Genomic DNA, 22,425 nt, shown 5'->3' with positions numbered 1-22,425 from the left:
CTTACCTTAACCTAAGTTTTAAAGTCTGTTTTCCCGCTCGGCTTTTGCCACCATCTTTTTCAGTGCGTGAGACACGGCAATAAACCCAAACGTTGCCGTGACCATCGTTGCGGCACCAAAACCGGACGCACAATCCATCCGCTTCGAACCATCCGCCGTGTTTTTGGCAGCACAGACCGTACCGTCAGATTGCGGGTAAACCAATTGTTCCGTTGAGAATACACAGTCAATTCCCAATTTACCCTTGCCGTTTTTCACCACGCGATAGTCAGATTTCAGGCGTTCTTTCAATTTAGCCGCCAGCGGATCTTGCACCGTTTTCGCCAGATCCACCACCTGAATCTGAGCAGGGTCAAGCTGCCCCCCAGCCCCGCCCGTCGTAACAATCGGAATTTTATAGCGGCGGCAATAAGCCAGCAACGCCGCTTTTGGACGCACACTGTCAATGGCATCAATTACATAACTGAACTCAGCCGACACCAACTCAGCCACATTATCGGGGGTCACAAAATCATCAATGCAGGTGACTTGGCACTCCGGGTTGATTGCCCGTATCCGTTCAGCAATCACCTCGGTTTTTGACAATCCTACATTCTGTACCAGTGCATGCAACTGGCGGTTAGTATTGGTGATACAGACATCATCCATATCAATCAGCGTGATTGCCCCAATACCTGTGCGAGCCAGAGCTTCCGCCGCCCATGAGCCAACACCGCCAATGCCAACGACACAGACATGTGAACGGGCAAATAATGACAGTGCTTTCTGGCCATATAACCGCGCAGTACCAGCAAAACGCTGAAGATAAGCATCAGAGAGAGAAACTTGCATCACTAAATAAATCCTGAATCAGAGCCTATCTCAGTAGGCGTAATTAATGGGATCGGCTCTAAGACCTATCCCATAGAAATAATTTATCAATTGTTTTAACTGGGCTGGATCTTACTGGTTTGCCGTCAAAAAGCCAGACGACGATTTCTTCAATACCCAGACACGACCATAGTGATTATAAAAACCAGCTGTTTCTCCAGCATCATGACCCACACCATGATAGATATCGAAATGGTTGCCTTTTATTGCGCCTCCAACATCCAATGCCACCATCAGACGCATCCGATACTGGCCGGTAAATTTTCCTGTTTTATCCAACACCGGCACTTCCGCTAATAACGCCGTTCCGGGTGGAATTAATGCTTTATCCGATGCTACCGATGCTTCCGCGACAAGGGGCACAGCACTGGCTCCCCGCACGGGCGTAAAGGGTTCGGGCTTAAAGAAAACAAAAGAGGGATTCTGTTCCAGCAGCTCTCGTACCTCTGATTCATTATGTTGAGATACCCACTGGCGAATAGCTTTCAGTGACATTTCCTCAAGAGGTACTTCTCCTCGGTTAACAAGTATCTTGCCGATACTCTGATAAGCATGGCCATTCTTCCCGCTATAACCGAAAAAGGTCAATGGACTGCCATCACCAAAATCGATATAACCACTCCCCTGCACTTCCATCAAAAAATTATCAATCAGGGAATTAGTGTACCCTATGATCAATTTTTCACTCAAAGCTCCATTATATATAGCTGCACGGTTTGGCAGACGGAGACGTGACTTACCTGGCATTCGGTACAAAGGATATTTAAATTCGCCCTGCTTAACATGGCGTGCCTGCAAAACTGGTGTGTAATAGCCGGTAAACTTAACATTACCGTAATTATCGTCACCGTCCATCTGATAGGCCAGCAACCCATACTGGTTTAATTCGCGGGGATCTCCACCAGACAGCATCCAATTCTGGATAGCATCAAGCGTTGCACGATTATTCCCATAGAGCCGAGGAGAAGATTTGCTGATAAATTTGACTTGTGCCTGAAAATCTCCGGCGTTGGTAGGAGAGCCTTGTGCATTTGGAATATTAACAAGCTGGAGATCTTCGCTAATGCGCCCATCTTTATACTGCTGCCCTTGATCTGTAGGACGCATCTGGCAACCCGATAATAACGAAATGACAAATCCCCATAAAAGATATTTGCCCCAAAGTTTCATATTATACCTTATCTCCTGTCATTATGATTCGACGACGAACAATATCAAACCCCGGTAAATAATAAAATGTCGTTAAGAAAAAATAGATTACTGTTCCATAACCCCATGAATGAACAAAAACACGACAAATAGTGCTATTTTTAATCATACAAGAAATAAGTTCGGTAAATATCAACAAAAAACTTGCAACAGCGCCGAACCTGCGTATAGTGTGCCGACATCAGACGCGGGGTGGAGCAGCCTGGTAGCTCGTCGGGCTCATAACCCGAAGGTCGTCGGTTCAAATCCGGCCCCCGCAACCAATCCTATACGATGTCACATCGGCAGGGTTTAGTACCAAAGAATGTTATCATTCAGTATTTGTAAGTAGTAGACGGACGCGGGGTGGAGCAGCCTGGTAGCTCGTCGGGCTCATAACCCGAAGGTCGTCGGTTCAAATCCGGCCCCCGCAACCAATCCTATCGATGTCACATCGGCAGGGTTTAACACCAAAGAATGTTATCATTCAGTATTTATAAGTAGTAGACGGACGCGGGGTGGAGCAGCCTGGTAGCTCGTCGGGCTCATAACCCGAAGGTCGTCGGTTCAAATCCGGCCCCCGCAACCAACTTTTCTTTCGTATTTTTCACGATCTCACTTCCCTGTATTTCCCAATTTTCCCTTTATTTTTTAATTCTGTTTGTTTTATTCGCATTGATTAAAAGCGGGTATTTCACCGCCGTGCCAGCTCTACACCACTTTTAAAATAAGCCTTAATACCTGCAAAAATGGATTCCGCCACTTGTTGCTGGAATTTCGCCGTTTTCAATTTGCGTTCTTCTTCCAGATTACTGATAAATGCCGTTTCAACCAGAATGGACGGAATATCCGGTGCTTTCAATACTGCAAATCCCGCCTGATCGATACTATTTTTATGCAGTTTATTAACCTTGCCAATCCGTTTGAGCACTTCACTGCCAAATTTGAGGCTATCATTAATCGTCGCGGTTTGAACCAAATCCAACATAGTATGATCCAGATATTCATCACCACTTTTGCTGACTCCACCAATCAAGTCAGACTCATTCTGGGTCTGTGCCAGAAAACGAGCGGTATTACTGGTTGCTCCTTTGGTTGATAACGCGAACACGGAAGATCCCCGTGCGGCTCGATTGGTAAACGCATCCGCATGAATAGAAACAAATAAATCCGCCTGCATCTTACGTGCTTTCGCTACCCTGACCTGCAATGGAATGAAAACATCCTCATTACGCGTCATGTATACTTTCATGCCGGGTTCACGTTTGATAAGTGCTTGCAGGCGACGGGCAATCTGTAACACTACATCTTTCTCACGGGTCTTGTATTTCCCGATGGCACCTGAATCTTCACCGCCATGCCCCGGATCAAGCATAATAACAATCGGTCTGTTCTTGCCCGGCCGCCCCGGTTTTCGCTTTTCAGCAGGCAGATTTTTCTCCAAATCCCCGCTGTTGTATTCTTCCAACAACGCTTGCAAGGGATCATCCTCCACATTTGCCGCCTTGCTCGGATAAAGATCTAACACCAGACGATGTTTGAATTTCGCAATAGGTGGTAGTGTAAAAATATGTGGGGCAACTGGCTGCTTAATTTCAAACACCAGGCGCACGGTTTTGGGATTAAATTGCCCGACTCGTACCAATTTTAAGTAGGGGTCTCGCTGATGAATCTGCGACCCCATACCGCTCAGGGCACTATTAAGCTGAACACCCTGCAAATCGATGACAATCCGGTTAGGGTTTGAAAGAGAGAATTGACGATATTTAAGTAGAATATTAGCCTCCAGTGTCACTCTGGTATAACTTGATGCAGGCCAAATACGAACAGCAATAATTTTTGACGTTGCTGCGTGTCCTATTGAGCTAATGCTCAACAACCACATGGCTGCTGCGCCTTTCAACAAATTGCGACGTGAAGGATTATGGTCTGAATGACTCATTGTTTATTCCATTTAAAAACAACCAAACGCGGTAATCTTGCCAAAAAAGACTGTCAGGCGGCAAACTCTAATTAATTAGCGAGTGGCTGTCATCAAAAAAAACATTTTACGTTCTCTCAATTTATTAATATCAATATAAATATAAATAATATTGTTATTTTTATCCATATTCCCTCTTGCCATTTTTGACAAAAAAGAATAAAAATACAAAAATCATGAATAAGAATTCATCTGGAGAGTTTCATGAAAGAACGCTGTACCGAATTGGTTGAAGTTTTCCGGCATTCAGTTCCGTATATAAATGCACATCAAGGCAAAACCTTTGTCATTATGTTGGACGGTGAGGCTATCGCCCACGAGAATTTTCCAAATATCGTTAATGACATCGGCCTACTGCATAATCTGGGCATCCGTTTGATCGTCGTGTATGGCGCTCGTCCCCAAATCGACCAAAAGCTTGCCGAATACCATAGCCAGCCAATTTATCACAAGCACATCAGAGTTACGGATGCCAAGACACTGGAGCTGGTCAAACAGTCCGCAGGTCTGCTACAGCTTGATATTACGGCTCGTCTTTCCATGAGCCTCAGCAATACACCATTGCAAGGTGCCAATATTAACGTTATCAGCGGTAACTTTATTATCGCCCAGCCACTAGGTGTCGATGATGGCATTGATTACTGTCATAGTGGCAGGATCCGCCGTATTGACGAGGAGGCCATTAACCAGCAGTTGGATAACCATGCCATTGTATTAATTGGGCCCGTAGCCGTTTCCGTCACAGGTGAGAGTTTCAACCTGACGTCCGAAGATATAGCCTCACAATTGGCGATTAAATTAAAAGCCGAAAAATTGATCGGGTTTTGCTCATCACAGGGCGTACTTGATGCAGAGGGGAATATCCTGTCGGAAATTGTTCCCAATGAGGGAGAAGCACGGCTAAATGAGCTGGGAAGTGAGGGAGATTATTCTTCAGGTACCGCCCGCTTCTTAAGAGGAGCTATCAAAGCCTGCCGTCGTGGGGTTCGTCGTAGCCATTTGATCAGCTATCAGGAAAATGGCTCACTGGTTCAGGAATTATTCTCCCGTGAAGGCAGTGGAACCCAGATAGTCATGGAGCGCTCCGAACAGATCCGGCGAGCCAATATCAATGATATTGGGGGCATTCTTGAGCTTATTCGTCCATTGGAACAGACAGGTATCTTAGTTCGCCGCTCACGGGAACAACTGGAAATGGAAATTGATAAGTTCACTCTGATAGAGCACGATAATGTAACGATCGCCTGCGCTGCGCTCTATTCTTACCCTGACGAAAAAATTGGTGAAATGGCTTGTGTTGCGGTTCATCCAAACTACCGGAACTCTTCCCGAGGCGAAGTATTACTGAATTCCATCGCTGGTCAGGCCAGACAGGCAGGGCTGGAGAAACTATTCGTACTCACAACCCGCAGTATCCACTGGTTTCAGGAAAAAGGCTTTGAACCTGCTGAAATCAATATGCTTCCTGTGGAAAAACAAGCGCTGTATAACTACCAGCGCTGTTCGAAAATCTTGATGTTAAATTTAGAGGTTTACTGACCTGATTGACACTCTCCCTTTGGCTTGAGCCATTCTGCCAAGCCACTACGCCGCTGTGTTGATGTACTCACCGCCTTATCCAGAACCGGTTTATGTGCGTAAAGCGTCAATTTTTCACGGGCACGGGTTAAGGCTGTGTACACCAGTTCCCGGCTGACAACTGGCGAGAATTGAGTCGGCAAGACTAACGCGGTGTGTTCAAACTCAGAACCTTGGGATTTATGGACAGTCATCACATAGGCCGTTTCATGCTGAGGCAATCGGCTCGGCTGAAATGGCTTTATCGTCCCATCAGATAGCTGAAAATGGGCTTTCAGCTCATTATCCTTATTCCTGAGCATAATACCAATGTCACCATTAAATAGCCCCAGTGTACTATCGTTGCGTAAGATCATAATGGGACGTCCGGCATAACCCCCGCTCTCCGCACTTCTGGGCAGAGAAATAACGCCTTTACGATGTAACAATTGCTCTACCCGCTGGTTCAAGCCGCTTACACCAAACGGCCCTTCCCTCAAAGCACACAACAACCTGAAACGGTTAAACTCTGCCAAAATGTCTTTGTCAGATGCTTGTTCGTTCACCATCGCTAAATAACGGTAATAACCTTCTGCAGTTTGCATCAATAAACGCTGATAATCTTCATCTCCTGCAAGAGGATTGAAGTGAACATCAGGCAAAGACTGACCCAAGACGGCAGATACCCCGGCACTATTGCCTTGATTAACCGCCGATGCTAATTGCCCGATACCCGAAGCCGAGTTGAAACGATAGCTTTTACGTAACAGACATAAGCAATCCCGGACTGCCAGTGTATGTTCTCCAGAATCAGGCATTGAATACGATGTTAGCTGACAGCCTGTCAACTGACTCAATTGTTCGGCACGCTTGGCACTATAACCTTGTTCAGCGAAGCGGCAGATGTCCCCCAATACGGCTCCCGCTTCAACCGAGGCCAACTGATCTTTATCCCCCAGAAAAATCACTTTTGCCCGTGGTGGCAGGGCTTCTATCAAACGTGCCATCATCGGTAAGTCCACCATTGAGGCTTCATCGATGATCAAAATATCAAGAGATAGCGGATTATCGCGGTGATAACGCAGTTTCTGGCTATCTGGCTGCGCTCCCAACAGGCGATGAATTGTTTGTGCCTGCTCAGGAATGCTATTCGATTGTTGTGATGTTAAAGCCAGTTTATTGACTGCCTCACTCAGCGATTCAGTCAATCTGGCGGCCGCTTTACCAGTGGGTGCGGCCAATTGAATACTCAGTGTTCTGCCTTCATTCAGTTTGATCAAGGCGGCCAGCAACTTAGCTACCGTCGTCGTTTTTCCTGTCCCTGGCCCGCCAGAGATAACGGAAATACGGCTGGTTACAGCAACTGCCGCCGCCACTTTCTGCCAGTCTATTTCCCCTTCAGCGGTGACACCAAAAAGTTCATCCAAAATGCGATGTAATTGCACTTCATCAATATCGTCAGATAATTCTACCGACGCAAAAAACTCCGCGACCCGACGCTCACTTTGCCACATGCGTTGCATGTAAAGGCGATAATCAGCAAGAGCGTGGCGGGAAAGAATGATCGGTGCGGGAGATTCGCCAGTGCTCACTGCAGAACATGCTTGTAACGCTGAAATAACTTGCTGCTGATTTGGTTTCCCCGCCGAAAACCAGAGCGATGCTGCTAATTCAGGCTGCCGCCCCTCAAATAAATATTCAGGCGAGATCCGCTCTAATGGCAGGCAGACATGCCCTGCTCCTGATTCCGCACTCACCAATGCCGTAATCAGCAATAACAGAGGATCTCCGTTTTCAATCATTGCATAAGCAAACTGCACATCCAGCGGGCGCAGTAATTTTTGGGCAACGGCTTGCTGCAACAATAATTTCATGTCACTCATACGCCCTGCTCCTCGCCAGCCGCACTGAAAAGCCTATCCAGTTCATCAACAAATTCAATGGAGGGCAAATAACGATAAACACCATGTCCTGGATTAGCCTTATCAATCCCGCGCAGAAACAGGTAGATAACTCCCCCAAAATGCTGCTGATAATCGTAATTCACCAATCGGTGACGCAAATAACGATGTAACGCCAACGTATAAAGCTGATACTGCAAATCGTACCGATGTTCTATCATGGCTTTGGCCATGGCTTCCTGAGTGTATGACTGACTGCTCTCCCCCAGCCAGTTTGACTTGTAGTCCACCACATAAAACTTACCCTGCCAGCAGAAAACTAAATCAATAAACCCTTTCAACATGCCCTTAACCTGATGAAAGGATAAAGGTGCACATTGTGCAGACAACGGATCATAACGGCGGGTCAATGCACTCAATGCATGTGAATGCAGCAGCTTATCGACAGGTAAATAAAATTGCATTTCACTTTGTTGCTGATGACGAGGAACATTGGCAAGTTGTATTCCCTGCTCATCCAGCTCTGCGGTAACAAAATCCGCTATCCACTGCTGCAATACTGGCGCCCAGTTCTCATCAAACCCGGCTGCCGTTAATTTTTCTGCCAGCCACACCTGCTCAGGTAGCTCGCTGAAGTCGAGATCTTCCAAGATGCTATGTAAGAAGGTACCAGCAGATGCCCCGCGAGGAAAAGTATGTGGTGTCATCTGCGATGAAGGTTCCTCCTGCTTTTCGCCACGAGCATCAATATCCAGTTTCGGGGCAATCGACTGCACAATGACATCCACCGATTCTCCAAACGCGCTGGTATAAGCATGGGAAATAGAGTGCGAAGAGGAATACTGCAAGCCAGAATAACTGGTTACCCGCCAATCATCCTGAATGGAACGCCGGAATTTTCTGGCCGCCAGCAATGAGTCATTGTTATTTTGCGAACACCACTGCACATCATCAGTTTCCTCCATCAGTGTGACCTGAATATCATCATTACTGAGTTCATTGAGGCTATCTGCCAGCAATTGCGCATCACCTTGCTGCCCTTTCTGCAACAAATAACCAAGGGCAGATAAGTGTAAATCCGTATTGCCTGCTTTTTTCTTATTGCCTTGAATCAGTGGTGCAACCCCGACACTACAGTGATAAATCGACCGTGTTAAGGCAACATAGAGCAGACGCAAATCTTCTGCCAATCGTTCTTCATCTGCCAGTGCCTTCTTTTCATCATCCTGGAAGATACTGAAGTGAGTCTCAAAACTCTGACGATCATGGTAAATCGCCTGTTCCTGTTTCCTGAAACTACATATGAATGGCAGACAAACCAGTGGGTATTCCAATCCTTTTGATTTATGGATGGTACATATCTGCACCAGATGTTTATCACTTTCCAGCCGCATCTGCTGGGTTTCTGATTGTGGGTCAGGACGGGAAATCTGTTGTGCCAGCCAGCGAACTACTGCATGTTCGCTATCCAATTGCAGCGATGTTTCCTGCAACAACTCGCCAATGTGCATGACATCAGTCAGCCGGCGCTCACCGTCATACCCGGCCAGTAGATTTTCTGCAACCTGGTATTTCACCATGACCGCCCGCAACATCGGCAACACCCCACGGGAGCGCCATAACCGGGCATAACCGGAAAATTCATCCACCAGATGATCCCATGCAGTTTCATCGTGATTCAGCTGATCAATTTGCTGTGCACTCAGGCCAAACAAACTACTGGCCAATGCGCTCCGGAGTTCACGTTCCTTCTCCGGTGATAGCACCGCTTGTAACAGCCAAAGCAAATCCTTTGCTTCCGGCGTATCAAATACACTATCACGGTTGGAAAGAAACACCGACGGTATCTTGAGCGCATTCAATTCATCGCGGATCATTGCTGCTTCGCGGCGGTTCCGCACCAGCACGGTAATATCTGCCGCCGTGACGGGCTGGCTTTTTTCTGCCTGCTGCAAAAGTGCCTGCCCTTGTTGCCCAGCCAGCAACCAATCCCGAATTTGGGCAGCACAGTGCCGCGCCATGCTCTGTTCATATCCCCCTTTGGCAACCCCCTCTCCGGGCTGTAACCAAAACTGTAAAGCAGCCTGCTCCTGATGGTGGAACAAGAATCTCAGATTATGGTTTTTTTCCGCTGCTTTCACATTAATAAACGGAATTTGGCTGAACAGGAAGGGGCGCTCTGTGTGGGAAAACAGTTTATTGACGGCTTGCACCATTGGCACAGAAGAGCGCCAGTTGGTTTCCAGTGTGTAATGAGCACTGACTTGGGAACGCGCCCGAATATAGGTAAAAATATCCGCACCACGGAACGCATAAATCGCTTGCTTGGGATCGCCGATAAACATCAAGCCATTTTCCCGCTGCTCATTTTCCGGTTGATCACAATATATGGCTTGAAAAATGCGGTATTGCTGCGGGTCAGTATCCTGAAACTCATCGATCATGGCAACGGGATAACGCTGCCGGATAGTCGTCGCAAGCTGCTTTCCCCCTTCTCGTTGTAAGGCGCTGTCCAGCCGCGTCAATAAGTCATCAAATCCCATATGTCCGCGCATCAACTTTTCCTGATTGACGGACTGACGTATTTCAACAATCGCCTTAGAGATGATGATATCCCGTAGTGTTAGCGGTTGTTGATATAAATCGTCGATGGCAGTAAACACCGGATGCTGAGGAGTCTCTCCCTTTTTGGTCTTTTCCGCCAATCGTGACTGACTGAATTTGTCCAATTCTTTGGGAAGCTGATAATCTCTGGTCTGCGATTCAGCCCATTCAGAAACACTGTTCAGCCAGTTGGGTAAGTGTTTTTTACTGTAACTACGCTTATCGACATCAGAATTGGCAATGAGATCGTGTAAATCCGGTGCTACATCTCTCCACCGATGCTTGACTGTATCAATCAGACTAATGATCTTTTCATGACGGCCAATCAGGGTTTCATCACTGTCAGGCGGATTGACGATATAAGGCATATCTCCTTGCAGATGAGAGGAAACATCCTTAAGCAGTGCCTCTGGCCCACTCCATTCTTGATTGATCACTGTCGCCATTGACAACGAGAGCGGATAACAGTGACGCCGCCAAAAATCGGCACAGCCTTGTTTGCGTAGCGGGTATTCATCCTGAATCAACGTTTGGTCAAACAGAACACCGGATTCAAAGGCATTGTGCACCAGCATTCGCTGGCAAAAACCATGAATAGTATAAATTGCCGCTTCGTCCATTTGACGTTCAGCAGCCAGAAGCCAACTGGCAGCACTTGCTCTGTCAGGAATTTGATCCAGCAATTGCTGATAAACAGGATCACTTTCCTCCGTCCCTTCGCGAATACACGCCAAACGAAGCTGATGGATATTTTCGCGGATACGTCCACGCAATTCATCCGTTGCCGCTTCAGTAAAGGTGACAACAAGGATTTCTTCGACATTCAGCGGGCGGAAAAAGGCGGCATCACCGCCTAATCCGAGTAACAGACGAAGATAGAGCAAACCTATCGTGTAGGTTTTACCTGTTCCCGCTGAAGCCTCAATCAGCCGCTGACCATGCAGCGGCAGTGTTAATGGGTTAAGTTTATGGTTTAGTATTTCTGTGCTCACTGAGCATTCACCTTAACCGGCAACTGTTTCTGGAAATCTGACACGTTAGAGTAAGTTTTCCAGCCTTTCAGCTCAGCATATTGATGAGCTGCCCCTTTTTTACCGGTAATTTGGGAAATCAGTGCCAATCCTTGACGCTTTATCACCGCTTTATCATAAAAAGCAATTAGTTGTGCCTTAGTCACTTTCTCCGTAGCGGCAATGGTTTTTTCGTGTGTATCAAATTTGAAGTTATTACTCCCAAAATCATAATTATAATGGGATGCTTCTGCATAAAAAGTTTCTGGTGGCTGCCGCATTTCTGTCAGTAACGCTTTTTTATACTGTTCAAAATCAGCATCAGGCATTGCCTGTAATTTTTTTGCGGCCTGTTGATAAAAGCTCTGATAGCGTTGATGCAGGTAATCGGGTTGCTTGCTGTTACTCTGCAACAGGAAGCCCAATCCCGATTGTTCACCCACGCTGGTGTTGAAAGCAGAAGCAACATAGCCCAATTGTTCCGATGTTCTGAGTTGTTCAAAGAACCAGGGTGACAAAATACGCCCTAACAGGTTGGAATAAATATAACCATTGATTCGGTCATATCCCGTTGGAATATAGACTTCAGACAGTGCATTATCGGTACTGCTGGCAGTTCCTTTAAAATTCACCGCATAATCACGATCAACCACGATATGGTCGCCACTCCACCACGTAGTCCCCTGATTCGCGAGTTGCTTATGTGCCGACTTAACGATATCGATACTCTGCTTTTCTGTTAAATTACCGAAAATTCCCGCCTGTAAAGCCGAATGCTGAATCATTCTCTGACGGTATTTAACAATATCGTCAATCGTGATGGTATCCAAAGCTTTCAAACGGTCAGTCTGCTCAAAATAAGGCACACGAGAAAGACGGGAGACGGGGTGTGTCGCCATTTCATAAGCCTTGCCATTATTGACGGCTTCCACTTGGTCACGATAGCGCGATTTTGCCTGATTCAGCTCTTCCTGAGTGGGTGTGAACGCAATGTACTGGCTGATGGCCGAAGTTAACAGTTCAGACAAGTGCTGAGTATAACCACTCACCCCAATTTGCAGGCCTTCTGAATACCCTAATGTTAATCCCATGCCACCTACAGATGCCTGATAGCCCAGCTGATCCAATCCCATATCACTCAAATAGGCCAATAACGAATAAGTAACCTGATCTTTGGCATGACTCATTCCATCCGCATTACGCATATTCAATGTGATGATGGACTTGGGTTCATCCATAAAATATTGGCTCTGCATATAGAGCAAACGAACATTTGGCTGCTCTAAAATCATTTTAGGGTGTTTTTGACTGCCTGATGCCTTAATCAAAGATAAATCATCAGGAATATACGGATTCAGTTCTGGCAAGGAGAGCGAAACCTCTTTTTCGAGTTTCCGCCATTCCGTCCGCTGTTGTGGTGTGATTTTATTGACCTGATAGGGCGCATGAACAAAGTAAGCTTCCTTGTTATGTGGCTCTTTCGGGCCAGTAAACCAAATACGCGCATTTTCAGGTGTCAGTTCAGCCAGACGGCTGAAGATAGCTTGTGGGTTGTATTCGTCCGCAAGATAGCCGGCGTCCAGTACATGGGAAACAGGGATATCCTGCATAACATCAGACAACCACTGAATGTAGCCCATATTCCGCACGATTGACGCATACTCGAATGATAAATTGAGCACTTTAGCCATTTCATCAAAATAGCTCTTTTCAATGCCCTTTTGCTTTAACAGATTAATGTAAGAGAAGATGGCCGCAATAACCCGATCACGCTGCTCAAGCCCTTTGTCCGTTAATGAGACATAAATGCCAAACGTTCCTGAGTTACCATCTGTCGTCGGGCTGGCGCTGGCACTGATGCCCTCAGCCAATCCCTGTTTTTGCAGCCAGTCAGACAGCGTGTTCGCACTACGATTACCAATCAGATATCCCAGATAGGCATCTGTTTTACTGCGAAAATCCGCGCTGTTGTCAGCAATGCTGAATTCCAGTTGTAACGATTTGTAAGGCTTCGAAGGCACATAATGGATAATGATGCCTTTTTCTTTATCCGTTATCGCCGGAACCGTAATAGCGGGGACTGAAGCCTGTCTGTTCGGAATCCGGCCAAAGGTTTCTACCGCAATATGAGCCAGTTTGTCGATCGGTTGCTGACCATACAACACCCCTTTCATCAGATTGGCAGAGTAATAGCGCTGGTAAAAATCAATGAGTGCGGCCTGTAATTTACTGTCGGGCTTATCTTTCAGCGTTTCAAGGTTTCCACCACCAAAACGGGCATTGGGATGCGCAGGATTGAGCGTTTCAGAGCGGACCTGCCATATGCGATGACCCTCACCAGCACGGGCAATGGTCATTTCGTTATCAATGGCATGACGCTCACGATCGGCGTTAACCGGATCAAGAAGCGGTTCAGCAAGAGCATCGCTAAGGCGTTCTGTCGCTTCTGTCAGTGAACCATTCTCAACTTCCAGATAAAATGCGGTACGATTGCTTGAAGTGCTGGCATTGTGACTTCCACCGTGCTTCTGCAAAAACTCGGTGAACCCCCCAGATTGAGGGTATCGCTTGGAGCCCATGAGCACCATATGCTCCAAATAATGAGCCAGACCAAGCTGGTTATCAGGATTTTCCATATGGCCAACCGGAACTGAAATGGCAGCCAATGATTTAATGGCCTTCTCATCAGAAACCAGTAAAACCGTCATGCCATTGGGTAATTGGATGGCTTTATATTGACGAAGATCTCGTTCACTTTTATTAATAGTTTCAGGCAAAGGCTGCCAAGGCAACTTTGCATACGCTGTGGTTCCCCAAAAGAGCAGAAAAAGCATCGTCATGATGCGAATAATATATTTAGGCATAACCCAATATTTTCCCTATTTATTTAGATGAAGAACGACTTAAATGACAAGCCATAGGCAACAAATAACTCTGTACTTCGCGTTTCATACGCACCCAAAATAATTGATCAACTTGCCTAAATGCTCGTTGGACGTAAGCATCACTGCTTTCTCCACTTTTTCCCTGTGTTCCCAGCCATTGCTGCATCAGTTTGTTTTCAGCTTTTTGCTGAGCTTCCTCACTGAAATTGATTTTCTGGCTCTCTCTGTCAAAGCAATCATCCAGCCATGCCCAACCGCTTCGGCAAAACAAAGGGAGTGGTTCAGACATGCCCTGAAAATAACCAGCAACCATCTGATTCAGGTATTTTTTTGCCTCATCCGATGTCAATGGTGAAAAACGCCACTCGCTGTTTTCCCTTCCATACATTCGGCTCTCACCATTGTTGCCTGAAAAACAATAGGCAAGATGTTCAATCCATAGTTGGATACCATCATTAGCCATTAAGTTCGCTGGACGCCAACGTAAAATTCCATCGGGCTGCACCTGATGGATTTTTCCAGTCAATACCACAGTATCTAACTCATGGTGTAACTCTATGAAAGAAGACTCCGTTCTCTCTTCCCGAATCTTATTTGCCAGTGGCTGCATAGCTTCTAATTGATTCAGCCAGTAAACCTCACCAAACGCCCCATGTGGCAAACCTCCCGATGCGCGGAGATGATAAAACAGAGATTCAGGTGATCCTTCTTCTAGCAAGATACTCAACAACAATTGGTTAAATTGATAACGTTGCAGATGATCGAGTACGAAAGGTTCTTCTTCAGGCAGTTCCGTCTCTTCAATGATGAAATGCACTTTCAGCCGACGCTGAAAAAATGCCCTGACGGGGTAACGGTAAAAACGGATCAGTTCATCGAGTGCCACTTCCTTTATCTCACTGGTCTCAAACTCAACCGGCTGGCAAAAATCGATGGGGGAAGCACCTTGCTGACTGGCTGCCGGCAACCATTCTGCGGCATAACTTTGCTGATAATGATCAGGCACGAAGTTTTCCATCGCAAAAGGAACACGAGTATGCTGTAACAGCAGGTGATTTCTAACTTTTCTTGCGCTGTCATCAACATTCAGCATCTCATCTCCCGGCAAGCAACAGCTCTGGCAGACATAATCCAGTAACTCACTGACCAGTACAGAAGGATTACACTCTGTATCATCACGAATTGATTTACCGATATAACTAATATAAAGGCACGTTTCTGCCGAAATCAGGGCTTCCAGAAAAAGATAACGGTCATCATCGCGACGCTTCCTATCTCCCCGCTGGCTTTTTTCTGCCATCAGATCGAACCCGAGTGGCGGAATAGTTCGTGGATAAACGCCATCATTCATTCCCAGCAGGCAGACAACTTTAAAAGGAATGGAACGCATGGGCATAAGAGTACAGAAGTTCAACGAACCAGCGAGAAAACGCTGACTGATCTTCTCATCATCAAAACGCAGCACCAATTCATCACGCAACAGCACCAAAGGGACACTCTCGCTGTAATGAGCATTCAGACCATTATCAATGACTTTCTGCCACTGCTGAGTGATCAATGCCAATACCAGTTCTGTTTCCTCATCCGCATCAAAGAAAGTTTCCAACAGCTGCGGACATACTGCCAGCCAACCCGACAGCCTCTGATCTTCACTCAGAATTTTACGCCAGCGGTTCAGCTCCATTAAAAATTCCGCCAGTTGTCCCGCCAGTTCTGCGGCAAGACCACTGGATTCATCATAAGGCAAAACGTCATTCCATGGGCCTGCATGGCTGTCCATAGCATACCCCAATAGCATACGTGTTAAACCAAAACGCCACGTGTTCTGTCCGGTAGCAGGCAACGACAGTGCTTCTATGTTGTCGTCATCCAACCCCCAGCAAATCCCTGATTCTTTCACCCAGCGTCGTAACAGACGCAATCCGTCTTCCTGAATGGCAAATTTGCTGGCCAATGCAGGCACTTCCAGTAATGCCAGTACCTGCTCCGCCGTAAAACGACTCTGCGGCAGCTCTAGTAAGGTAATAAAAGCCTGCAAAACGGGGTGAGCCTGACGGGCTTTACGATCAGAAATCGCAAAGGGGATATAGCGCTCCTCCGGTGCATTGCCGAAAACCGCCTGAATATAGGGAGTATAACTGTCGATATCCGCCATCATCACGATAATGTCTCGTGGTGTCAGTGAGGGATCATCATCCAAAAGACGCAGGATCTGATCCTGCAAAACTTCCACCTCTCTCTGGGGGCTATGACATGAATGAAAAGATAGCGAGCGGTCTTTACCATCAATCTGACGTTTTTTTAGGCTATTTTTGAAAGAGTGTTCCGTGGAGCCAATTTGAGCGTGATCTTCAAGATTCAGCATATCCCGCTGGATTTGATGCAGGATACAACTCGGCTCCAGTTCAACAAAAGCATGAACATCAGAGTCAGGTTCCAACTGCGATAGCAGGTAGAGGTTATCCCTGCCTAATTTCCCCCATGACGCCAACAAGGGATTGTTCAGGCTCTGCTCTCCCTCATCATTGAAAAGAGATGACGCATTTTCCGGATCTCTAAATCGTTCCAATGACTGCTGGCTTTGATAATGTTTTGGTTTACGGCTATTTAACTTGGCCAGAAAGGCATAACTCTGGATATCCCCCCAATAGTACAGGCAGGGATTAGTGAACATCAGGTGAATATCGATATGTTGCCCCAATGCCTTAAATATTTGCAGATAAGCAGGAGGTAACGTAGATATCCCACAGATAAATACCCGTGCAGGCAGCTTTTCCAGTGGAAAACGACCTTCTTGCAAAGTTGAAATAAATCTATGATATAAGTTAGCGCGGTGCCACAGTGGTTGTTCTAGCTGACGAGTATATTCTGTCAGTTCAAGCCATAATCTTTTTTGCCAAGCTTGGGTATCACTTAATCCATCAATTGACTGATCGCTTTCCCAGCTTTCCAGCCATTGGGGGCGATAAACCAGATATTGGTCAAACAAATCGGCAACTCGGCCTGCCAGCTGGTGGATCTTACGTTTATCGATATCTTGGTCGAGATAGTGCCTGAGAGATGAAAAATCAGGCTCTGTCAACAAGCCGGGTAACAGCGTCATCAATTTCCATTTCATGGCATCCTTACTGAATGAGCCATCTTTAGGAACATCAGGTAATACCTGCGTAAACATCTGCCAGATAAAAGTAGCCGGCAGTGGAAATTCCATGTTCGCGGCAACTCCCAGTTTTTCTGCCAGTTGGATTTGCAGCCACTGTGACATGCCGGGGCTTTGCACTAGAACCACTTCTTTGCCAAATGGGTTGGTAAGGGGATTTTCCCCGATAAATATTGCCATCAACTCCTTAAGAATATCGAGTTGATTTGAATGATAAACTCTAAACATCAATACTCCCACTTGCACAAAACCAGCGATCTAATTTATTAGATTGATTATAACTTTTTGTCACATGAACAGTGACTTGATAGCATCCCAAAGAACGAAATTCCCGTTGAAGTTCGATTTTCCACCCTTGCTGTGATTCAGTTTCCTCCAACACCATCTGCCCTTCCAACCGCTCGTATTGTTCCAATTGGTCATGCGCCAATCTTACCGCCTTAAGCTGCAACCAGTACTGCTGAAAATTTGATGACAGTGCCTGATGGTAACGCATTAAGCCCAACAAAGAGATCGCAAACACGACAGATGCCAACATAACTTCCGGCAAACTCATACCATTTTGCCGCTTGTGTCGATGGAGATGGAATCGTTTCATAAACAAAATTCAGCCTGCGGAACAGGGCAGAAATCCAGCCAACCACTTTCAATAGGAATAAGTGTATCTCTATTTGCTTTTTTCATCTGTTTCATCCATTGATAAAGTTCAAGAGTTTCCCCTGACGCGAACTGAGCCACCCCCTTTAATAGAAAAAGATTATCCGCATAGTGTTTAAGGCAGCTTTGCAAATGAAATTCCGGCTGTTGCTGGCAAAACCAGTTTTCCTTTTCCTGCATATTAAATTGCCATGACTGCACCTTTCCCCATTCCAGCGATGATTCTGCCCGCTGAAAAGCGTTCAGGTACTTTTTCTCATCCATCATCATGAGCATGGCACTCTCTTGTTGATAATGGAGTGCTTTCAACATCATTAAGCTCAGTGCCATTAACATGAGTATCGATACCAGCAAAATATTGCCCCGCTGCCCATCCACCCGATTATTTCCTTATATTACGTAGGCGAACTGTCATTTGGTGACGATATATAATGGACGGAGATTTAAGCCAGCGGGTATTAATGGACAACGTAATAAAAGTCAGCCCATTTTTTGCCTGTAATTTTTCAAGGTGAAAAATATCAACCATAACCTCCGTTGGATCAAACAATCTTTCCCAACCATTTCCCTGACAATTCTCCACGCCTCTTTTCCATTCGAGGGCATGATTATTTAATCGATAACCAAAAAACTCCGATTCAATATGATCGGGTTTTTCCCATTGGTTATTTAAATTAAGGTCAAAAGCAACAATAAAACAGGAATCAGCAGCTTCTGTATTTTTATTGTTAATCAGTAATGGCTCACCTTCACATTGTTTTCTGTCCCGACAATAACCCGCACGCCTGAGATCTTTTTCCATCATATAAATAGTTCTATTTACCAGATAATGGAGGCGATATTTCCGGTATAGTTCGAGGATCTGACCTGATAAAACCGGATAAGTTTTTGTCATGGCGATAAAAATCACACTACTGATCAACATGGCAACCATGACTTCAAGTAAGGAGAATCCGGTCTGTTTTCTCTTTAAAAGGGGTATAACCAATGTCATGAACCTTTTATTCCCTCACAATTAGGAAGTTGGCTAATATTATTGCTGCATGTTCTGATTCTTCCACGTCCTGAAATCACGACGCTAATCTCTCCTGCTGAATTTGCCAGCACAAAACTGGCTGGCATAGCGGTGTTTCTGACACCATAAAAATCAACGCGATCACTGGTTGCTGATGCCAAAAATACATCGTCATAAGGTGAGTTGACTCGCTCTCCCTCCCCCTCGCGGCAATCAGATATCCTGGATACCGAAGAAATCAGACACCACGTTTGCCCTATTACCAGCCACAATGTACGCTCCTGATTCATATAATTTGCCAACCCTTGTTGCCTTTCCATAAAAGACAATACATTCTGTACTGCTGACTGTAAACGCAGGCGGTTTTGATATTGCCCCCAATGATATAACCCCCATGATAGGCTAATTGAAATTAAGGCCATAGCTATCAGTAATTCCAGTAGTGTAAATCCAGACTGTCCATTAATACTTCCTCCATTCTTTGTTGTCATTGTCTTATTGCCGTATTGGTGTGTGTTCCTGCAACTGAATATCTTTGATTCATGGGGAGATAAAAAGGCGGTTAATTGATTTATGCGAAGCGCTTCGAGGGAAATATAGCGATGAAATGACGTTTATACCCGTCGTCATTGAAGATGCTTGATTTTTCATTTGTATCAGATCATGATTGCGCCCATGAAAATTAATCTAACAGATGCCCAAAAAGACGCCCTCGAATTGATGCATGATACGACTCGCGATGGACGAGTACGTGACCGCATCAAGGCCGTGCTTTTGGCCTCAGAAGGCTGGACTGCCCAGATGATTGCTCAGGCTTTGCGGATCCATGAAAGTACGGTGAGCCGCCATCTGAAAGATTACTTCTCTGAGGAAAAACTCGCCCCTGAAAATGGGGGCTCTGAAAGCCGTTTGTCTGCCGAACAAACAACAGAATTAGTTGAGTATCTGATGGCAAATTTGATGCACACTACCGCACAAATTGTGGCCTATGTTCGGGCACGATGGCAGGTGACTTTCACTGTCGCAGGAATGACGAAATGGCTTCACCGTCAAGGTTTCAGCTACAAGAAGCCAATGGGTGCTCCGCATAAATTTGATGCGGATAAACAGCAACAGTTTATTGAAACCTACAACGCGCTGAAAGAAGAATGTGGCCAGAATGCGCCTATTTTATTTATTGATGCGGTTCACCCGACCCTGTCCACAAAATTAAGTTATGGCTGGATGAAGAGCGGGCGGAAGCACGTCAAAGTGGTTGAAACCACAGGCAGTCGTACTCGACTCAACATCATGGGTGCCCTTAATTTACAACGGATTGAAGAGACTATTGTTCGTGAATATCCGACGATTAACGCGAAAAATGTCGTCCTTTTTTTCGGCTCAATCCGGGAAACCTATCCACTTTCGCAAAAAATCCACATTATTCTGGATGGTGCGGGTTATCACCGTTCCGGAGTCGTCCAATTTTTTGCCGAGGTTTTGAATATTGAGTTGCACTACCTGCCGCCTTACAGCCCTAATCTCAACCCGATTGAGCGATTATGGAAGTATGTGAATGAGCAGGTACGAAACAATGTCTATTTTCCGGATACCAAAACATTCCGTGAAACGCTGCGCCACTTTTTTCATGTCACATTGCCAGAAAAAGCGAAAGAACTCACCACTCGGTTGACTGATAACTTCCAGATTTTAAAACCCGCATCTTCAAGTTAATTGCGTATACATTTTATTTGCGGAGCGGTACGCAGAAATAGTAAGTCGCTATTTTTTATATTGAGAACAACCGCCGATAAATGTAAAAAGAGCAGGCTGAACCCGCTCTTTAACAATTTGGTAGATACCCTTCATCTTTTGAGTTGAGTATAGGTTTAAATCGCGACTGGGGCTTTAATACCCGGATGCGGATCATAATCCACAATCTCAAAGTCTTCGAACCGATAATCAAATAATGACGCTGGCTTGCGTTTGATGATCAACTTAGGTAACGTTCGTGGTTCACGACTCAACTGAAGTTTGGTCTGTTCTAAGTGGTTGCTGTAAAGATGGGTATCACCGCCTGTCCAGACAAAATCGCCCACTTCCAGATCACATTGCTGAGCCAGCATATGAACCAGTAAAGCATAACTTGCAATGTTGAATGGCAACCCTAGAAAGACGTCACAGGAACGCTGGTAAAGCTGGCAGGACAGTTTCCCCTCCGCTACGTAGAACTGGAAAAAAGCATGGCAGGGCGCTAATGCCATTTTATCCAGCTCCCCGACGTTCCATGCAGAAACAATAATCCGACGCGAATCAGGGTCACTTTTCAACTGTTCAAGGACTTTTGCCAATTGATCGATTTGACGGCCATCCGCAGAGCTCCAGGCACGCCATTGTTTGCCATAAACTGGCCCCAGATCGCCATTTTCGTCCGCCCATTCATCCCAGATAGTCACATTATTATCACGCAGATATTGGGTATTGGTATCACCATTCAGGAACCACAGTAGTTCATGGATGATGGAGCGAATATGACAGCGTTTGGTTGTCACCAATGGGAAACCATCTTGCAAATTGAAACGCATCTGATGACCAAATATCGAGAGTGTTCCCGTACCTGTACGGTCATCTTTTGCCGTGCCGTCTTCAAGCACTTTTTTCATTAAATCCAGATACTGTTTCATTTTGCCTCTTGTATCTTGTTATTGCGCTGGCATTTATAAGCCCAGATTATCATTAAAATTCCTACTAAAATCATTGGAATGGAAAGGATCTGCCCCATACTGATCCCCTCAAACAACCCGAGCTGTGCATCAGGTTGGCGGAAAAATTCGACGATGATGCGGAAGGCTCCGTAACCAATCAGGAACAGGCCTGAAATACTTCCCATCGGACGGGGTTTACGGATAAATAAATTAAGAATGATAAACAGCACTATCCCTTCCAGCACCATTTCATACAGTTGTGATGGATGGCGAGGCAGGACACCATACTTTTCCAGAATCGGCCATAGAGAAGGATCGGTTGTCGCGAGCGCGATATCTTCGCTGCGAGAACTCGGGAACAAGATCGCCCACGGTGTATCAAGCGTAACACGCCCCCACAATTCACCATTGATAAAGTTACCGATACGTCCCATCCCCAAACCAAAGGGAACCAATGGAGCGACGAAATCAGAAACCTGTAGAAAGTGACGTTTAGTACGGCGGGCGAACCACAACATGGCACATATAACCCCGACCAGACCACCGTGGAAAGACATGCCTCCATCCCAGACCTTGAACAGATACAACGGATTATCAAGGAACATTGGGAGATTGTAGAACAGAACATAGCCGAGGCGTCCACCGACGAACACCCCGACAAACCCTGTATAAAGCAAGCTCTCTACTTCATTTTTATTCCAGCCACTGTTTGGTTTTGCTGCACGTCGATTTGCCAGCCACATGGCAAAAACAAAACCAACCAGATACATAAAACCGTACCAGTGGAGGGACACAGGCCCGATTGAGAATATGACAGGGTCAATATTAGGAAATGCCAGATAGCTAGTGCTCATCGTTCCCCACTAAAAGTAATGTTATGTGAATGAATATTATGTGTATGTCTTAAGACAAA

General features: G+C 45.9%; 15 protein-coding genes and 3 tRNA genes. 5 read left to right on the top strand and 13 right to left on the bottom strand.

Annotated features, from left to right (window positions below; all coding sequences use genetic code 11):
- Window positions 1-18: 18 nt before the first annotated feature.
- Together tcdA and mltA are read right to left on the bottom strand one after the other, a co-directional pair.
- Window positions 19-831 (bottom strand): tRNA cyclic N6-threonylcarbamoyladenosine(37) synthase TcdA, encoded by an 813-nt coding sequence (gene tcdA / locus XBJ1_RS15850; RefSeq protein WP_012990037.1) that lies wholly within the window; start codon window positions 829-831, stop codon window positions 19-21.
- A gap of 111 nt (window positions 832-942) precedes the next feature.
- Window positions 943-2,040: a murein transglycosylase A gene (gene mltA / locus XBJ1_RS15845; RefSeq protein ID WP_012990036.1), complete on the bottom strand. Its 1,098-nt coding sequence runs from the start codon at window positions 2,038-2,040 to the stop codon at window positions 943-945.
- 225 nt (window positions 2,041-2,265) lie between these two features.
- Between mltA and XBJ1_RS15840 the strand changes: the two genes are divergently transcribed.
- From XBJ1_RS15840 to XBJ1_RS15830, 3 genes are all read left to right on the top strand, one after another.
- Window positions 2,266-2,342: transfer RNA gene (locus XBJ1_RS15840), tRNA-Met, on the top strand.
- A 76-nt stretch (window positions 2,343-2,418) separates the two neighbouring features.
- A tRNA-Met gene (locus XBJ1_RS15835) sits at window positions 2,419-2,495 on the top strand.
- 75 nt (window positions 2,496-2,570) lie between these two features.
- Window positions 2,571-2,647 (top strand) — tRNA-Met (locus XBJ1_RS15830).
- Window positions 2,648-2,752: 105 nt separating this feature from the next.
- On the opposite strand, the gene amiC is transcribed toward XBJ1_RS15830, so the two are convergent.
- The gene (gene amiC / locus XBJ1_RS15825; protein WP_012990034.1) at window positions 2,753-4,000 is read right to left on the bottom strand and encodes an N-acetylmuramoyl-L-alanine amidase AmiC; all 1,248 of its coding nucleotides are present in this window, start codon (window positions 3,998-4,000) and stop codon (window positions 2,753-2,755) included.
- Between the two features lie 243 nt (window positions 4,001-4,243).
- Here amiC and argA point away from each other — a divergent pair, with 243 nt between their 5' ends.
- On the top strand, window positions 4,244-5,578 hold the full coding sequence (gene argA, locus XBJ1_RS15820) for an amino-acid N-acetyltransferase (RefSeq protein ID WP_012990032.1): 1,335 nt from the start codon (window positions 4,244-4,246) through the stop codon (window positions 5,576-5,578).
- Here the strand turns inward: argA and recD are convergent.
- From recD to XBJ1_RS15780, 8 genes are read right to left on the bottom strand one after another with little or no spacing between them, the layout of a single operon-like run.
- Entirely contained in the window at window positions 5,572-7,470 is a 1,899-nt protein-coding gene (gene recD / locus XBJ1_RS15815; RefSeq protein ID WP_173346426.1) for an exodeoxyribonuclease V subunit alpha, read from the bottom strand. The two genes, argA and recD, sit on opposite strands and share 7 nt — an antisense overlap.
- A gap of 5 nt (window positions 7,471-7,475) precedes the next feature.
- Entirely contained in the window at window positions 7,476-11,093 is a 3,618-nt protein-coding gene (gene recB / locus XBJ1_RS15810; protein WP_012990030.1) for an exodeoxyribonuclease V subunit beta, read from the bottom strand.
- A complete protein-coding gene (ptrA, locus tag XBJ1_RS15805; protein WP_012990029.1) occupies window positions 11,090-13,975 on the bottom strand; it encodes a pitrilysin in 2,886 nt (961 codons plus the stop codon). Before ptrA ends, recB begins: the two co-directional genes overlap by 4 nt.
- Window positions 13,976-13,994: 19 nt before the next feature.
- Window positions 13,995-17,384: an exodeoxyribonuclease V subunit gamma gene (recC, locus tag XBJ1_RS15800; RefSeq protein ID WP_012990028.1), complete on the bottom strand. Its 3,390-nt coding sequence runs from the start codon at window positions 17,382-17,384 to the stop codon at window positions 13,995-13,997.
- Entirely contained in the window at window positions 17,377-17,754 is a 378-nt protein-coding gene (locus tag XBJ1_RS15795; protein ID WP_012990027.1) for a prepilin-type N-terminal cleavage/methylation domain-containing protein, read from the bottom strand. Before XBJ1_RS15795 ends, recC begins: the two co-directional genes overlap by 8 nt.
- The gene (locus XBJ1_RS15790; RefSeq protein ID WP_012990026.1) at window positions 17,751-18,191 is read right to left on the bottom strand and encodes a YgdB family protein; all 441 of its coding nucleotides are present in this window, start codon (window positions 18,189-18,191) and stop codon (window positions 17,751-17,753) included. Before XBJ1_RS15790 ends, XBJ1_RS15795 begins: the two co-directional genes overlap by 4 nt.
- A gap of 4 nt (window positions 18,192-18,195) precedes the next feature.
- Window positions 18,196-18,807, bottom strand: coding sequence for a prepilin peptidase-dependent protein (locus XBJ1_RS15785; RefSeq protein WP_012990025.1), 612 nt, complete (start codon window positions 18,805-18,807; stop codon window positions 18,196-18,198).
- On the bottom strand, window positions 18,804-19,319 hold the full coding sequence (locus XBJ1_RS15780) for a prepilin peptidase-dependent protein (protein WP_012990024.1): 516 nt from the start codon (window positions 19,317-19,319) through the stop codon (window positions 18,804-18,806). Before XBJ1_RS15780 ends, XBJ1_RS15785 begins: the two co-directional genes overlap by 4 nt.
- Before the next feature lie 184 nt (window positions 19,320-19,503).
- On the opposite strand from XBJ1_RS15780, the gene XBJ1_RS15775 reads away from it, so the two are divergent.
- A complete protein-coding gene (locus tag XBJ1_RS15775) occupies window positions 19,504-20,541 on the top strand; it encodes an IS630 family transposase (RefSeq protein ID WP_041573280.1) in 1,038 nt (345 codons plus the stop codon).
- A gap of 155 nt (window positions 20,542-20,696) precedes the next feature.
- Here the strand turns inward: XBJ1_RS15775 and thyA are convergent, their stop codons facing one another.
- A complete protein-coding gene (gene thyA, locus XBJ1_RS15770) occupies window positions 20,697-21,491 on the bottom strand; it encodes a thymidylate synthase (protein ID WP_012990023.1) in 795 nt (264 codons plus the stop codon).
- Window positions 21,488-22,366: a prolipoprotein diacylglyceryl transferase gene (gene lgt / locus XBJ1_RS15765; protein WP_012990022.1), complete on the bottom strand. Its 879-nt coding sequence runs from the start codon at window positions 22,364-22,366 to the stop codon at window positions 21,488-21,490. The genes thyA and lgt overlap by 4 nt, the downstream gene beginning before the upstream one ends.
- Window positions 22,367-22,425: the final 59 nt, after the last annotated feature.

It is taken from the genome of Xenorhabdus bovienii SS-2004, assembly GCF_000027225.1.
GTDB classification, from domain to species: Bacteria; Pseudomonadota; Gammaproteobacteria; order Enterobacterales; family Enterobacteriaceae; genus Xenorhabdus; species Xenorhabdus bovienii_C.
This window is presented reverse-complemented; position numbering and strand designations above follow the sequence as displayed.

Excerpts from the sequence above, each read along its gene's own strand:
- tcdA (WP_012990037.1), bottom strand. The coding sequence starts at position 831 with ATGCAAGTTTCTCTCTCTGATGCTTATCTTCAGCGTTTTGCTGGTACT.
- mltA (WP_012990036.1), bottom strand. The coding sequence starts at position 2,040 with ATGAAACTTTGGGGCAAATATCTTTTATGGGGATTTGTCATTTCGTTA.
- amiC (WP_012990034.1), bottom strand. The coding sequence starts at position 4,000 with ATGAGTCATTCAGACCATAATCCTTCACGTCGCAATTTGTTGAAAGGC.
- argA (WP_012990032.1), top strand. The coding sequence starts at position 4,244 with ATGAAAGAACGCTGTACCGAATTGGTTGAAGTTTTCCGGCATTCAGTT.
- recD (WP_173346426.1), bottom strand. The coding sequence starts at position 7,470 with ATGAAATTATTGTTGCAGCAAGCCGTTGCCCAAAAATTACTGCGCCCG.
- ptrA (WP_012990029.1), bottom strand. The coding sequence starts at position 13,975 with ATGCCTAAATATATTATTCGCATCATGACGATGCTTTTTCTGCTCTTT.
- recC (WP_012990028.1), bottom strand. The coding sequence starts at position 17,384 with ATGTTTAGAGTTTATCATTCAAATCAACTCGATATTCTTAAGGAGTTG.
- XBJ1_RS15795 (WP_012990027.1), bottom strand. The coding sequence starts at position 17,754 with ATGAAACGATTCCATCTCCATCGACACAAGCGGCAAAATGGTATGAGT.
- XBJ1_RS15785 (WP_012990025.1), bottom strand. The coding sequence starts at position 18,807 with ATGACATTGGTTATACCCCTTTTAAAGAGAAAACAGACCGGATTCTCC.
- XBJ1_RS15780 (WP_012990024.1), bottom strand. The coding sequence starts at position 19,319 with ATGACAACAAAGAATGGAGGAAGTATTAATGGACAGTCTGGATTTACA.
- XBJ1_RS15775 (WP_041573280.1), top strand. The coding sequence starts at position 19,504 with ATGAAAATTAATCTAACAGATGCCCAAAAAGACGCCCTCGAATTGATG.
- thyA (WP_012990023.1), bottom strand. The coding sequence starts at position 21,491 with ATGAAACAGTATCTGGATTTAATGAAAAAAGTGCTTGAAGACGGCACG.
- lgt (WP_012990022.1), bottom strand. The coding sequence starts at position 22,366 with ATGAGCACTAGCTATCTGGCATTTCCTAATATTGACCCTGTCATATTC.